Source organism: Lactobacillus kefiranofaciens (assembly GCF_900103655.1).
GTDB lineage: Bacteria > Bacillota > Bacilli > Lactobacillales > Lactobacillaceae > Lactobacillus > Lactobacillus kefiranofaciens.
This window is the reverse complement of record NZ_FMXC01000016.1, coordinates 19,460-33,172: the sequence shown is the minus strand read 5'-3', so window position 1 is coordinate 33,172 and position 13,713 is coordinate 19,460. Positions and strand designations below refer to the sequence as shown.

Here is a 13,713-nt window from a genome sequence, read left to right as displayed (position 1 = left end):
TTGGAGGAAATAGAAATATGCCAAAGATGAAAACAAACCGCGCTTCTGCTAAGCGTTTTAAGAGAACTGCAAACGGTGGCTTGAAGCGTCACCACGCATTTACTGGTCACCGTTTCCACGGTAAGACCAAGAAGCAACGTCGTCACTTGAGAAAAGCTGCTATGGTTTCAAGTAGTGACATGAAGCGTATCAAGCAAATGCTTGCTCAAATGCGTTAATTATTCGTTCTTTAAGACTATAGTAGGAGGAAATTTAAATGCCAAGAGTTAAAGGTAGAATTGTAACACGTAAACGTCGTAAGAAGGTCATGAAGCTTGCCAAGGGTTACCGTGGCGCAAAGCACATGCAATTTAAGGCCGCAAGTACTCAATTATTTGTTTCATACAAGTACGCATTCCGCGACCGTAGAAGACGTAAGAGCGAATTCAGAAAGTTATGGATTGCTCGTATTAACGCTGCTGCAAGACAAAATGACATCTCATATTCTAAGTTAATGCATGGTTTGAAGTTAGCCGGTGTTGATATGAACCGTAAGATGTTAGCTGATATTGCTTACAACGATTCAAAGACTTTTGCACAATTAGCAGAAACTGCTAAGAAGGCATTGAACTAAAGTTGCTTAATGAATAAAGGCCAGGGAAATATCTCTGACCTTTATTTTTTTATTTCATTTTTGAATTAAAGCACGTAACCTGATTTTTTCGTCAGGTGATGTAAAGGCAGCGTCGACTGCATTTAGATAAAGTGTAGTTTCTTCTTCTGACGTTAAGTTAGTCTTTTCTTCAAGTAATTTATATTCACGTGGAAGATTGGTATTAGAAACTGTCATGTCATCAGAATTAAGGGTAACTTTCATACCCTTATGCAACAGATTCTTGATAGGGTAAGAAGTGATTCGATTAAAAGCTTTAGTATCCATGTTAGATGTTGCGCAGCATTCTAATACAGTTTGCTGTTGGATTAATTCTTTGGTTAGTTCAGGATCTTCAATGCAGTGAATGCCATGCCCAATCCGATGAGCGCCCATGGCTAATGCTTGACGAATGGAGTCAGGGCCAGCTGCTTCACCTGCATGTATAGTGAATGGTATGCCTAATTTTATTGCGCGATCAAAGAAAGGTTTGTATTTAATATTGGGAATCGGGCCTTCGCTGCCAGCTAAATCAATGCCGACAACGCCATGGTGTAAGAATTTCTTGGCTAACTCTACCGTTTTCATGTTCTCTACTTGATTATTCTTGAAACGCATTAAACATAGGATTAATCCGGCGTGTAATTCGGGTTGATTATTTTTACTTTGTTGATCCGCTAAAAAACGATTTAAGCCGGCGATTGCCGCTTCAATAACTGTTTTCTGCGTTAATTCATTTTTAGTATGTAATTGTGGGGCAAAACGAATCTCTGCATAGACTAGTCCTTGCTGTTTTAATTCAGTAAGCAAATCATAAACAATCGTCTCCAAATCATGACGAGTCTGCATTAATTTATTAGGTAAAGCGAATTTTTCTAAAAATTGATCTAGACTTTTGCAGTTAGCATTAACTGAGAGCTGTTGTCTTAAGTCATGATCTGAAGGTATGGGCAGATTATGTTCAGCCATTAATTTTTTAACAGTGGTAAAAGGAACAGAGCCATCCAAATGAAGGTGCAAATCAATAAATTTTTTCATCATTTTTCCTTTCTAAATTTAATTGATGAATAGGATAATAGGTTAAATTGTTTTGATTTTATCACTTTTTCGTAAGAATGGAACAAAAATTTCTAATGCAAACGCATTTTTGATATTATAGAGAGTGATAAAAAATGGAGAGTTTATATGTTATTTAGACCAAAGTATACAATAAATACGATTTACAATTTGGACCCCGCCAAATTAAATGAAATGGGAATCAAAGCAGTTTTTTCAGATCTAGACAACACATTGCTAGCCTGGAATAAGTTTGAAACTGCCAAGGAAATGGATAAATTGAACCGGGCATTGGCTAAGGTTAATATTAAGCTGGTCGTAATTTCCAACAATAATGCTCAAAGAGTGGGCAAGGTGCTTAATCCTTACCACATAGATTTTGTGGCTAAATCGCGCAAGCCATTGCCTTTTGCAATTACCCGCAAGCGTGAGGAAATGCATTTAGAAAAGAGTCAGGTGATGATGGTTGGCGATCAGTTGATTACCGACATGCAAGCCGGCAATTTAGCGGGCGTTAATACGGTTTTGGTTAAGCCACTGGTTGAAACGGATAAGTGGAATACGCGGATTAACCGTTTCTTTGAGAAAATTATTTATTTCTTCCTCGGTTTATCGCATCGAGTAACATTTAAGGAGACTTTGCAAAATGGATGAGGATATTATTTGTATCGGCTGTGGCGCTGTACTGCAATCAGATGATCCTAAAAAGGCCGGCTATTTGCCTAAAAGCGCGTTAGATAAGGCAAGAACAAATGAAAATACTGATGTTTATTGTCAGCGCTGTTTTAGATTGCGTCATTATAATGAGATCATGCCAGTTGATTTAAATAATGATGATTTTTTAGCGTTGCTTAATTCGTTGGCAGAAAAGAAAGCATTAGTTGTGAATGTAGTTGACTTGTTTGACTTTTCAAATTCGCTGTTGTCATCCCTTAAACGGTTTGTTGGTAATAATGATTTTATCCTAGTTGGCAACAAATTTGACCTATTTCCTAAGAATTCCAAACAAAGCAAAATTAAGGATTGGATAAGGCAAGAAGCTAACCGCATGGGACTTTATCCTAAGAAAATCTTCTTGGTTTCTGCGCGTAAGAAATTGAATTTAGACACTTTGATTGAGTATATTAATCAGCAGTCTCAAGATAAAGATGTGTACTTCGTGGGAACTACTAATGTGGGTAAGTCTACTTTAATTAATGCTATCGTAGACATGATGGGTGATATTCAAGATCTGATTACTACTTCTCGTTTCCCCGGAACTACATTAGATAGGATTGAAATTCCTTTAGAGAATGGACATTTTTTGATTGATACACCGGGAATTATGACCGAGAGTCAATTGACTACACATCTGAATGCCAAAGATTTAGAATTAATCTCACCTAAAAAGCCACTTAAGCCGGCAACCTATCAATTGTTGCCAGGGAATACATTATTTTTAGCGGGCTTAGGTCGTATTGATTACTTGAAGGGTGAGTCAACCAGTTTTACAGTTTACGTAGCTAGAGGGATGTATGTTCACCGCACTAAGACAATTAACGCTGATGCTTTTTATGAAAAACATCGAGGCGAGCTGTTAGCACCTCCTGCTAGTGATGATCAATTACCTGCACTTAAGGGGCAAGAATTTAATACCAACTATAAGAGTGATCTTTTATTTGGTGGGATTGGCTTTGTTACTGTGCCTAAAGGCTGTGTTGTGAAGACTTATACCCCAGCTGGTATTGGATTAGGAATTCGTCGTGCATTGATTTAGAGGGTTTGAAAAATGGTTAATCCAAAATGCGTTGAAAAAGAAACACCACCAGTTGAAGCAAAACCAAAGATGGAGCAAGAAAAAAGTCGCGGCCGGCAAATTGGCATTATGGGCGGCACTTTTAATCCGGTTCATATTGCGCACTTAGTTGCAGCTGAACAAGCGATGACTAAGCTACGTTTAGATGAAGTATGGTTTATTCCAGATAATATTCCGCCACATAAAAACGCTCCATTAACTTCTGCTAAAGATAGAGCTACAATGCTAGATTTAGCAACTCGGGATAATCCTAAGTTTAGAGTAAAATTACTGGAATTGTTCCGCGGCGGTGTTTCTTATACTGTTGACACAATGCGTTATTTGAAGGAGAAAGCACCTCAAAATAATTATTATTTGATTATGGGCAGCGATCAGGTAAACAGTTTCCATACTTGGAAAGAAGCACCAACATTAGCTAAAATGGTAACTTTAGTTGGAATTCGGCGACCAGGTTACCCGCAAGATCCACAATACCCAATGATTTGGGTAGATGCACCTGACATTCGCTTAAGTTCAACAGCTATTCGTCGTTCCGTGGCTACGGGCACCTCAATTAGATACTTGGTACCAGAAGCAGTTAGAAAGTATATTATAGAGAAGGGACTTTATCTTGACGAAACTAACATTTAAAAAAACGTATTCACCATTATCTAGTGCTGAAATTATCGCTAAAGAAAAAGCTAATATGGATGAAAAGCGGTTTGAGCATTGTGTTCGCGTTAGTGAAACTTCACGAGAATTAGCTAAGTTAAATGGATATGATGAAGATAAGGCAGCATTGGCTGGATTTGTTCATGATTATGCTAAGCAAGTACCTGTAGAGCAATATCGCAAAGTAATTAAAGAGCAAGATTTTGATTTAGATTTGCTTAATTGGAATCGGGCAATTTGGCATGGGATTGTAGGGACCTACTTTATTGAGCGTGATTTAAAAATCCGTGATCCAGAAATTCTGACTGCTGTTCGGCGTCACACTACTGGGGATGTTAAAATGACGACGCTTGATAAGATCGTTTTTATGGCGGATTTTATTGAGCCAGGACGCCATTTTCCTGGAGTTGAAGAAGCACGTAAAATTACCTATGCTAATTTAGATGAAGGTGTGGGTTACCAATTGACTCATACTTTGGCATTTTTAATTGAAGAAAGAAATAAAATTTATCCTCGCACAATTGATGCGTACAATTTTTGGGGTATTAAGAAAGATTAATTCATAAAGGAGATAATATTTTGACTAGTCAAGAAATTTTAAATTTTACTACTAAGGCAATTAGTGACCGTCATGGTGAAGACACAGAAGCTTATGATATGCGTGGAATTAGTATCTTAGCCGATTATTATGTCATTACCAGTGCTGGTTCTAATCGACAACTACATGCGATTGCTAACTCAATTGTCGAAGAGGCACATAAGAACAATTACACCGATTATCGCATTGAAGGTACTAGAGACTCTAACTGGCTTTTGCTTGATTTAGGTGATGTAGTTGTTAATGTCTTTACTCAAGAAGCTCGTGAATTTTATAATTTGGAAAAATTATGGGCTAATGGTAAGCAAGTTGAATTGAAGGAAGATTAATCAATGAGCGTGGTGGGGATTATTGCGGAATTTAATCCTTTTCATAGTGGACATGAATTTTTGTTAAATCAAGCGCGGCTTATTGCTGGCAATGATCCGATCGTAGTCTTAACGTCTGGTAACTACGTCCAACGTGGTGAAATGGCAATTATGAGCAAATGGAATCGAGCTAAGGCCGCACTTCAATCAGGAGCCGATTTAGTGTTTGAAACACCATTTTCAACCACGGTTGAGCCAGCCGATTTATTTTCATTAGGCAATATTGAGCAACTAGCTAAATTAGGTGTGACCGATCTAGTTTTTGGCGTGGAAGATGCAAATTTGAATTTTACTTATCTTGGTAGCAAGATTGCTGAAATCCCACAAAATCATATGAATTTTAAGGATTATAGTCAAACTTATTCGACTCAATATAATCAAATGGTTGCGCGGGAAGTTGGTCATGAAATTAATCAGCCTAATGCGATCTTAGGTTTGGCTTATGCTGTTGCCAACCATAATTTAGGTTCACCGCTTAGTTTGCATCCAGTTCATCGCATTGGAGCGGGACACGATGATTTGCTTCAACGTAGTGGCGTGGTTCAAAGTGCTAGTGCGATTCGCAATTTATTGCTTCATAATGAAAATACGGATAATTTGAAATATTGGATGCCTAAATCTGAAGCCGTTGAACTTGCTAAGCAGGAAGTTTATCCTAACTGGAATTTGCTTTTTCCTTTCTTAAAGTATCGTTTAGAATCTTCTTCAATAGAAGATCTGCATCAGATCTATCAAATGAGTGAGGGATTAGAATATAAGATGAAGGAAGGAATTCATTTAGCACGTGATTTTACTGAGTTTTTGCGTCGGATTAAGTCTAAGCGTTATACATATTCACGTTTGCGTCGCTTAAGCCTGTATACATTGTTAAATATTACTCAGGCAGATATGATTGCCAGCTTTAACGAAGAGTCATTGCTGCTTTTAGGTTTTAGCAAGATTGGACGTAAATTCTTAAAAGACAATCGTAAAAATTCTCAAACGAAAATTATTTCTAAAGTAGATAAAAGAAGTGCTAAAAGTGGTTCACTGGCATTACAAGTGCGAGTTGATCGCTTATTTGAACAAATAATGGGCGTGGATCAAAATTTTGGTCGGCGTCCGCTCGAGGTGTAATATGCTAGAAATTAGTTTTGCTAAAATTCAAAATTCTGCCGAACCGTTGGTTCACATTGAACGTGACGTAGAGATGCGACCAGAATTCTTTAAACGAAGTAAAGATTTATTAATTGATGCACAAAATATACATGTAACAGGTGATCTGTTTTATCAAGAGCCTTTTGTTACTGGAAATTTCCAAGTAACAGCTGGTTTAGTTGTTCCGTCAAGTAGAAGCTTGAAACCAGTTAAGTATCATGAAGACTTCGCTTTTACTGAAAATTATGTTGATCGCAAACCAACTAAAGAAGAATTAGAGGATAACGATACCATCGTTCAAGTTAAGGATGACGTTATTGATTTACAAACGGCCGTTGAAGATAATATGTTATTAAATATCCCAACTACTATTCTTACCCCAGAAGAAAAGGAGAAGAATATTTATCCTGAGGGCAAGGATTGGGAAGTAGTTTCTGAAGCAGTTTTTGAGGAAGGCAAAAAGAATCAAATTAATCCAGCTTTTGCGAAGTTAAAAGTGCTATTCGATAATGAGGATTAGAAGAAAAAGTAACAAAATTTTACAATTTTTAAAAATCAGCCAGAGAAATTTTACTTTGACTGTTTTTTTGCTTGTTTTAGAAGCATTTTTAAAGTATCCTTTAATTATAAAAACATTTTTTAATTAATTTATTAGTATTAAAAACCAAATTGATCTAGAGGAACTGAGTTAACATGGCAAAAATTCTAATTATTGAAGATGAAAAGAATTTGGCTCGTTTTGTTGAGCTTGAATTACAACATGAAAATTATGAAACAGTAGTAGAAAATAATGGTCGTAAAGGTCTAGAAGATGCTTTGAAACAAGACTTTGACGCTATTTTACTTGACCTAATGCTACCTGATTTAAATGGGTTAGAAATTGCGCGTCGCGTTCGTCAAGTTAAGATGACACCGATTATTATGATGACGGCACGTGATTCTGTGATTGATCGTGTATCTGGCTTAGACCATGGTGCAGATGATTATATTGTTAAGCCTTTTGCAATTGAAGAGCTTTTAGCTCGTTTACGTGCTGTTTTACGTCGCGTTAAGATCGAAAAAGACGCTTCTAAAGTTACAGTAGCTAAGCAGAAGATTGTTAAGTTTAAAGACTTGACAATTGAAACTGCTAATAGAATTGTTCATCGTGGCGACGGCAAAGCAATTGATTTGACTAAGCGCGAATACAATCTATTAATGACTTTGATTGAGAACAAAAACAATGTAGTTAGTCGTGATCAACTTCTCAACAAGATTTGGGGTCCTGAATCAAATATTGAAACTAACGTAGTTGAAGTTTATGTACGTTACTTACGTAATAAGATTGACGTACCAGGTCAACCTTCATACATTAAGACGGTTCGTGGTACCGGCTATATGGTAAGAGATGAAGATGATGACCAATAATAAAGAAAGTAAAGAGACCAAGCATTCTTCGTTGATCGTCCGGTGGGTTAGCATCGTGGCATTAACGATCACGGTCTCTTTTGTCATATTTTCAGTAGTTGTCTATCAGTTGGTAAGTAAGCAATCAATGGACCAGCAGCAGGAAACTTCTACTAATGTCGTAACTACATTAGATCAGACATTGAGTTCAATTCCAGATGAATTAGAAATTTCTAACGTTATTCCATCGCTTTCGCCAGCAACGCGTAGAATTTTGCAAGGCGGACCAGCGATTAGCAAAAAAGATACTAAGAACAATGCTTTTAATGATAATTTGTTAGCAACTATTTATAATCCTGATATTAATATTGCTGTTTATAATAAACATAGAGAAGTAGTTTTTACTAATGGCAATGCTATTCCGGATTTAAAGCCATTTTCTGCAGAACGACAGAATAAAGTAATTAAGCGTAAAGGGCATTCAGTTCTAGTAACTTATCAAAAGGTACATTCGGAAGTTAACAATAAGTTGACAGGTTATATTGTTATTTCAAATAATATGACTTATTACAATCATTTAATGAATAATTTGTTGCATTCAGTGATAGCTATCTCATTAATTGCGATTATCTTCTTCATTGTAATTTCTTATATTTTAGTAGTTAATGTAGTTAAGCCGATTAAAGATATGTCCAAAGTGGCTAAAAAAGTTAATGCCGATCCTAATAGTGGAGCTCGAATTAAGGAGCTTCATCGTAATGACGAATTAGAGGATTTGGCAATATCGATTAATCAGATGCTTGATCGGATGCAAGGCTATATTGATCAACAAAAGCAATTCGTGGGAGATGTTTCTCATGAATTAAGAACGCCAGTGGCGGTAATTGAAGGGCATCTTAATATGCTTGAACGCTGGGGCAAAGATGATCCTCAAATTTTAGCTGAATCAATCGATGCTTCCTTGCAAGAAGCTGATCGGATGAAACATCTAATTCAGGAGATGTTGGATTTAACTCGGGCTGAACAAATCGATGTGCAATATCCATATGAGGTTACTAATGTTAATGAAGTAACTCAGCGTGTAGTAGCCGATATGGCGATGGTTCATCCTGACTTTAAGATTCAACTTGATGAAGATGATCTGCCAGCAGATACTGAAATTCAAATTTATCATGGTCACTTGGAGCAATTATTAGTTATTTTGATTGATAATGGGATTAAGTATTCTACCGATCGTAAGCAAATTATTGTTTCTGCTGGTGTGACCAAGAAAGATGTCAATATTATTGTGCAAGACTTTGGTGAAGGAATTTCTAAAGAAGATCAACATAAGATTTTCAACCGTTTCTACCGTGTCGATAAGGCTAGAACTCGTGAAAAAGGTGGTAATGGCCTAGGCTTATCAATTGCGCAAAAATTAGTTGATAGTTATCATGGTGAAATCAGCGTAGAGTCAGTTGAAGGACAAGGCAGTCAATTTAAGATGAGGTTCCCACGATTGACTAAAAAGAAAGCTGCCAAGTTAAGAAAACTAAATGAGAAAAAAGAAATGCCTAAGAGTAATCTGGAGGCATAATAAAGAAGCAGTTCAAATTGAGAACTGCTTTTTTTCATAGAGATCTTTCTTCAAAAAGATGACCAGTTGAACTTAATATTCTGGCCAGTTCAGTCCAAGAAAGACTGATCGTTTGGGTATTATCATTGGGATGTACGCCAACTAAGTTGCTTTCCTCCATAGCTGCTTGGTCAACGATTAATGGAATTGTATTGGTAGTGTCATTAAGTAAACTGAAGGGTGAGACTAAACCAGATTTAATCTGTAATTTCTCTTCAAGCTCTGTTTCAGAGACAAAGGTTAAACTACTGGAATGCAATTCAGCTTTAGTTTTTTGCCAATCGATTTTCTTATCTTCTGGCAGCATTAATAAATAATAGTGTTTGCTATTGCGCGTTTTGATGAAAAGATTCTTGCATTTAGCGAAGTCCTTATCTTTTAAATGTTGATCGGCTTCTTCACTGGTAAATACTGCGGGGTGAGAGAGGAGCCGGTAGGTGATATTATGTTCATCTAGTAACTGCAATATTTCTTGACTGTTCATCGTTTTCTCCTTAATAAAAAAGTCAGGTTTAATCCTGACTTTTTTTGTTTATTTGCGTTTTTGTTTGCCTTGATTACGTTTGCGTAGATCTTGATGCAATTCTTTTTTAGCTTCGTTAGTTTGACTATTATTAGAGTCGGTCTTGAATAAGGCATTAATCTTTTCTTTAGTAACTACAACTTCAATTGGCTTATCCTTCAATTCGGCAGCTACATGTTTCTTTACGCTTGGCATTAGGATAAAGGTAACGATTACTTGTTGAATAATCATTACTAAGTTACCGGCGGCCCAGTATAAGGCTAAGGCACCAGAGAAGGATAAACTGAAGAATAAAGTCATAATTGGGTTGAAGATCATCATTGATTGCATGGCCTTCTTTTGTTCTTCAGGAATACCGATCAGTGAGATGTAACTCTGGATAACGGTGAACACAGTAGCGATAATGGCCAATATTACTGATTTTTTACTCAGAGAAATACCAAAGAAAGTAGACTGCGCTAATTGTGGTGAGTAGAATACCGCTTGGTAAATCCCCCACATAATCGGCAGCTGAATAATCAATGGCAAACACCCCATGCCGCCAGTTAAGGACATTTCATTCTTAGAGTATAGTTCTCTTTGCCAGCCTGATAAAGTCATCTGCTGCTGAGGAGTGATGTCCTTATGCTTCATTGCGCCTTGGATTAGCTTCATTTGTGGCTGCAGGTGAGTCATTTTTTCTTGTTGACGCACGCTCTTATTTTGTTGAACCAGCATCAATGGCATCAAAATTAACCGTACGACTACAGTAATAATGACGATTCCCCAGCCGGCACCGTTGTTGCCACCCACTGTTTGGGCTGTATGCACCATGATATTTTGCAAAGGCTTGCCTAGCCATTGGTAGACCAAGCCGTAAATTCCACTGTGTGGAGCAACATGAGGATCAGTCGTTGCACCACAAGCACTTAGCACAAGAGTAGCTACTACGACGATAGCTAACAGTCCTGCATATTTTTTGATTTTTTTCATTTAAATTAATCACCACTTATTTTCTATTAAAAAGATACATCTAATATAATACATGAAAATCATGCATTTTTTCCACATTTGGGACAGATTCTTGACTAATATTTTCAATATGAGCAAAACCAGATGCGGATGACAATTTTTCAATGAAACGGTCGATTTCGCTACCTTCGGCTTGCAAGAAAATAGTAACTGTACCATCAGAGTTGTTTTTTACTGTGCCAGGAATGCCCATTTGATTGGCTAAATTTTGAGTACTCCAGCGAAAGCCAACGCCTTGTACTAAACCTGAAACGACTAATTTTCTAGTTTCCATATATTTGCTTCCTCTTTTTAAAAACAGTTTCATCTTTAATTTTAACATGTCTAATTATCATCTATAATGTAGAGAGAAGCAAAAAGGAGAAAAATATGCAACAAATCAGTTCAGTTAACAATGCAACAGTAAAGAAATTAGCTAAATTAAAGCAAAAGAAATATCGTGACGAAGAAAATCGCTACTTGATTGAGGGCTTTCACTTGTTTGAAGAAGCAATGAAGGCTAACAAGAAGTATCAATATATTTTGGGTACTGAACAGGCACTTGATCAGGCAGAAGAAAAGTATGATGTTGATCTTAGTGGTAAAAACGTAATTTTGATCAACAAAGCGATTGCTCGACACTTAAGCAGCACCAAGAATTCACAAGAAATTTTTATGGTGCTTAAAATTGACCAGCCGCGTGAATTCCCATTTAATTTTGGCAAATGGGTATTGCTGGATAATTTAGCTGATCCGGGAAATGTCGGTACGATTATTAGAACTGCGGATGCTGCAGGATTTGATGGCGTGGTTTTGTCACCAGAAAGTGCAGATTTGTACAATCCAAAAACACAAAGAGCAATGCAAGGCAGTCAATTCCATATTGACTTAATTAAACGCGATTTGGCTAATGTTATTACTGATTTTCAAGATATTGGCATTCCGGTTTATGCTAGCATGTTAGATAGAACTGCTAAACAATTGCTAGACTTTGAAAAAGTACCCCAGCTTGCTTTAATTATCGGCAATGAAGCACATGGCGTAAGTGAAACGATTGCCAATTTAAGTGATGAGAAGTTGTATATTCCAATTAAGGGACAGGCTGAATCGTTAAATGCTGCAGTAGCTGCCGGGATTATGATCTATCACTTTGCATAACACTTGTATTAAGTAAGTGAATTCTCTATAATGATCATTAGCAAGAACAACTCAACTATTATGTTAAAATATGCTAATATTTTTTGTTGGAATTAGATGATGATGGAGGAATCACTTATGCTTGAGGTTAAAGAAAAACAAGAAAAGGCTCCTTGTAGCCCAGAAGATTATGAATTATGCAAACATTTTATTAAAGCTTTCCAGATTATTGGCAAAAAGTGGAATGGCTTAATTATTAGTTCACTTTGTGATACCGAAGATATGCGTTTTAAGGACCTAGCTCGTTGCATCGAAGCTTGTTCTGATCGGGTTTTGGTTGAACGGGTGAAGGAACTTGAACGCGATCAAATCGTTCGCAGAACAGTAGATGATAAGACTGGCATTATTTCTTATGGGCTAACTGAAAAAGGTGCTGAACTTAAGCCAGTCTTTGATCAAGTGCATCATTGGGCCGATAAATGGGCCTAGGACTTGCAAGAAAATCAAAAAAGAAATATCATATTAATTAATTACTGAGATCAAGACTAGTAGCGATTAGCTTTTTGAGACAGAGAATCTTTTTTAAATAGCTGAAAGAAAAGATAAAAGAAGCAATTGTGAATTTCATCTTGGGAGTAGAATCTAATCAATTCCGGTATTTCACCGTTAACGAAAATTAAAGTGTGAGCTTAAGATGCTCAAACTAGGGTGGTACCGCGACGCTTCGTCCCTATGAAGGGACGGAGCTTTTTTTATTGTGAAAGGAAAAAGATTTAATGGACTTATTTGATAAGTTGAAAGAGCTCCATGAAGAGGGAGTTAACCAAATCAATAAGGCAACTAATGAAGATGCTTTAAATAAAGTTAGAGTTAAATTAGTTGGTAAAAAAGGCGAATTAACCAAGATTTTACACTCGATGCGTGACGTTGCACCAGAGAACAGACGTGAAGTCGGTCAAAAGGTGAACGAATTACGTGATATGTTTAATACGCAATTGGATGCTGCTAAGGAAAAAATGGTTAAAGCACTTTTGGCTAAGCGCCTTGAAGATGAAAAGATTGATGTTACTTTGCCAGGACGTGAAGCTCATTTAGGTTCTAAGCACCCCATCAATATTATCTTAGACGATCTTGAAAGCTACTTTATCGGTATGGGTTACAAAGTTGTGCAAGGTCCAGAAATTGAAACTGACCATTACTGTTTTGAAATGATGAACTTGCCTAAGGGTCACCCAGCTCGTGATATGCAAGCAACTTTTTATATCGATGACGAAAATCTGCTGAGAAGTCAAACTTCAGGTGACCAAGCTCGTGTGCTTGAAAAGCATGATTTTGCTAAGGGTCCATTAAAGATGGTTGGTCCTGGTAAGGTTTACCGTCGTGATGATGATGACGCTACTCACTCCCATCAATTCATGCAAATGGAGGGTTTGGTAGTGGATAAGCACGTTACGATGAGTGACTTAAAGGGTACCTTGGAAATGATTGCCAAGCACGTCTTTGGTCAAGATCGAGCAACTCGTCTTCGTCCAAGTTACTTCCCATTCACCGAGCTATCAGTTGAAATGGATGTATCCTGCTTCAATTGTGATGGCAAGGGCTGCCCGATTTGTAAGTATACTGGTTGGATTGAAGTTTTGGGTGCTGGTATGGTTCATCCTAATGTTTTGGAAAATGCTGGCGTTGATTCCACTATTTATGGTGGTTTTGCCTTTGGTTTAGGACTTGATCGTTTTGCTATTTTGAAGTACGGCATTGACGACATTCGTGACTTCTACACTAACGATGTTCGTTTCTTGAAGCAATTCCGTAAGGAGGAAAATTAA

The 13,713-nt window shown here is 37.1% G+C and carries 18 protein-coding genes and 1 other annotated feature; of the genes, 14 read left to right on the top strand and 4 right to left on the bottom strand.

The window, feature by feature from the left end:
- Positions 1-17: 17 nt before the first annotated feature.
- Positions 18-218 carry a 50S ribosomal protein L35 gene (gene rpmI, locus BLP58_RS07040; RefSeq protein WP_013853746.1) on the top strand — a complete coding sequence of 67 codons (201 nt, stop codon included), beginning with the start codon at positions 18-20 and terminating at the stop codon, positions 216-218.
- A 38-nt stretch (positions 219-256) separates the two neighbouring features.
- Complete coding sequence (gene rplT, locus BLP58_RS07035) at positions 257-613, top strand: 50S ribosomal protein L20 (protein WP_013853747.1); 357 nt, start codon at positions 257-259, stop codon at positions 611-613.
- 54 nt (positions 614-667) lie between these two features.
- Here rplT and add read toward each other — a convergent pair whose 3' ends face one another.
- The gene (gene add / locus BLP58_RS07030; protein WP_013853748.1) at positions 668-1,669 is read right to left on the bottom strand and encodes an adenosine deaminase; all 1,002 of its coding nucleotides are present in this window, start codon (positions 1,667-1,669) and stop codon (positions 668-670) included.
- A 147-nt stretch (positions 1,670-1,816) separates the two neighbouring features.
- Between add and BLP58_RS07025 the strand changes: the two genes are divergently transcribed.
- The 9 genes from BLP58_RS07025 to BLP58_RS06985 all read left to right on the top strand — a co-directional run bounded on the left by BLP58_RS07025 (position 1,817) and on the right by BLP58_RS06985 (position 9,198).
- Positions 1,817-2,341 (top strand): YqeG family HAD IIIA-type phosphatase, encoded by a 525-nt coding sequence (locus BLP58_RS07025; protein ID WP_013853749.1) that lies wholly within the window; start codon positions 1,817-1,819, stop codon positions 2,339-2,341.
- Entirely contained in the window at positions 2,334-3,443 is a 1,110-nt protein-coding gene (gene yqeH / locus BLP58_RS07020) for a ribosome biogenesis GTPase YqeH (RefSeq protein ID WP_013853750.1), read from the top strand. The genes BLP58_RS07025 and yqeH overlap by 8 nt, the downstream gene beginning before the upstream one ends.
- A 12-nt stretch (positions 3,444-3,455) precedes the next feature.
- Positions 3,456-4,112: a nicotinate-nucleotide adenylyltransferase gene (locus BLP58_RS07015; protein WP_013853751.1), complete on the top strand. Its 657-nt coding sequence runs from the start codon at positions 3,456-3,458 to the stop codon at positions 4,110-4,112.
- The gene (yqeK, locus tag BLP58_RS07010) at positions 4,093-4,692 is read left to right on the top strand and encodes a bis(5'-nucleosyl)-tetraphosphatase (symmetrical) YqeK (protein WP_013853752.1); all 600 of its coding nucleotides are present in this window, start codon (positions 4,093-4,095) and stop codon (positions 4,690-4,692) included. Before BLP58_RS07015 ends, yqeK begins: the two co-directional genes overlap by 20 nt.
- Positions 4,693-4,712: 20 nt before the next feature.
- Positions 4,713-5,060 carry a ribosome silencing factor gene (rsfS, locus tag BLP58_RS07005; RefSeq protein WP_013853753.1) on the top strand — a complete coding sequence of 116 codons (348 nt, stop codon included), beginning with the start codon at positions 4,713-4,715 and terminating at the stop codon, positions 5,058-5,060.
- Positions 5,061-5,063: 3 nt separating this feature from the next.
- Positions 5,064-6,215 (top strand): nucleotidyltransferase, encoded by a 1,152-nt coding sequence (locus tag BLP58_RS07000; RefSeq protein ID WP_013853754.1) that lies wholly within the window; start codon positions 5,064-5,066, stop codon positions 6,213-6,215.
- Between the two features lies 1 nt (position 6,216).
- Positions 6,217-6,756, top strand: a complete 540-nt coding sequence (locus BLP58_RS06995; RefSeq protein ID WP_013853755.1) for a YceD family protein — start codon at positions 6,217-6,219, stop codon at positions 6,754-6,756.
- 173 nt (positions 6,757-6,929) lie between these two features.
- Entirely contained in the window at positions 6,930-7,643 is a 714-nt protein-coding gene (locus BLP58_RS06990; protein WP_013853756.1) for a response regulator transcription factor, read from the top strand.
- Entirely contained in the window at positions 7,624-9,198 is a 1,575-nt protein-coding gene (locus tag BLP58_RS06985; RefSeq protein WP_025084206.1) for a HAMP domain-containing sensor histidine kinase, read from the top strand. The genes BLP58_RS06990 and BLP58_RS06985 overlap by 20 nt, the downstream gene beginning before the upstream one ends.
- Positions 9,199-9,232: 34 nt before the next feature.
- Here BLP58_RS06985 and BLP58_RS06980 read toward each other — a convergent pair whose 3' ends face one another.
- From BLP58_RS06980 to BLP58_RS06970, 3 genes are read right to left on the bottom strand one after another with little or no spacing between them, the layout of a single operon-like run.
- On the bottom strand, positions 9,233-9,721 hold the full coding sequence (locus BLP58_RS06980) for a YbaK/EbsC family protein (RefSeq protein ID WP_013853758.1): 489 nt from the start codon (positions 9,719-9,721) through the stop codon (positions 9,233-9,235).
- Positions 9,722-9,769: 48 nt separating this feature from the next.
- On the bottom strand, positions 9,770-10,732 hold the full coding sequence (gene yidC, locus BLP58_RS06975; RefSeq protein ID WP_013853759.1) for a membrane protein insertase YidC: 963 nt from the start codon (positions 10,730-10,732) through the stop codon (positions 9,770-9,772).
- Between the two features lie 40 nt (positions 10,733-10,772).
- Positions 10,773-11,045: an acylphosphatase gene (locus BLP58_RS06970; RefSeq protein WP_013853760.1), complete on the bottom strand. Its 273-nt coding sequence runs from the start codon at positions 11,043-11,045 to the stop codon at positions 10,773-10,775.
- Positions 11,046-11,140: 95 nt separating this feature from the next.
- Here BLP58_RS06970 and BLP58_RS06965 point away from each other — a divergent pair, with 95 nt between their 5' ends.
- The 3 genes from BLP58_RS06965 to pheS all read left to right on the top strand — a co-directional run bounded on the left by BLP58_RS06965 (position 11,141) and on the right by pheS (position 13,713).
- The gene (locus BLP58_RS06965) at positions 11,141-11,908 is read left to right on the top strand and encodes a TrmH family RNA methyltransferase (protein ID WP_013853761.1); all 768 of its coding nucleotides are present in this window, start codon (positions 11,141-11,143) and stop codon (positions 11,906-11,908) included.
- A gap of 117 nt (positions 11,909-12,025) precedes the next feature.
- The gene (locus BLP58_RS06960) at positions 12,026-12,376 is read left to right on the top strand and encodes a winged helix-turn-helix transcriptional regulator (protein ID WP_013853762.1); all 351 of its coding nucleotides are present in this window, start codon (positions 12,026-12,028) and stop codon (positions 12,374-12,376) included.
- A 37-nt stretch (positions 12,377-12,413) separates the two neighbouring features.
- Positions 12,414-12,622, top strand: a binding site (T-box leader).
- Between the two features lie 41 nt (positions 12,623-12,663).
- Positions 12,664-13,713: a phenylalanine--tRNA ligase subunit alpha gene (pheS, locus tag BLP58_RS06955; RefSeq protein WP_025084207.1), complete on the top strand. Its 1,050-nt coding sequence runs from the start codon at positions 12,664-12,666 to the stop codon at positions 13,711-13,713.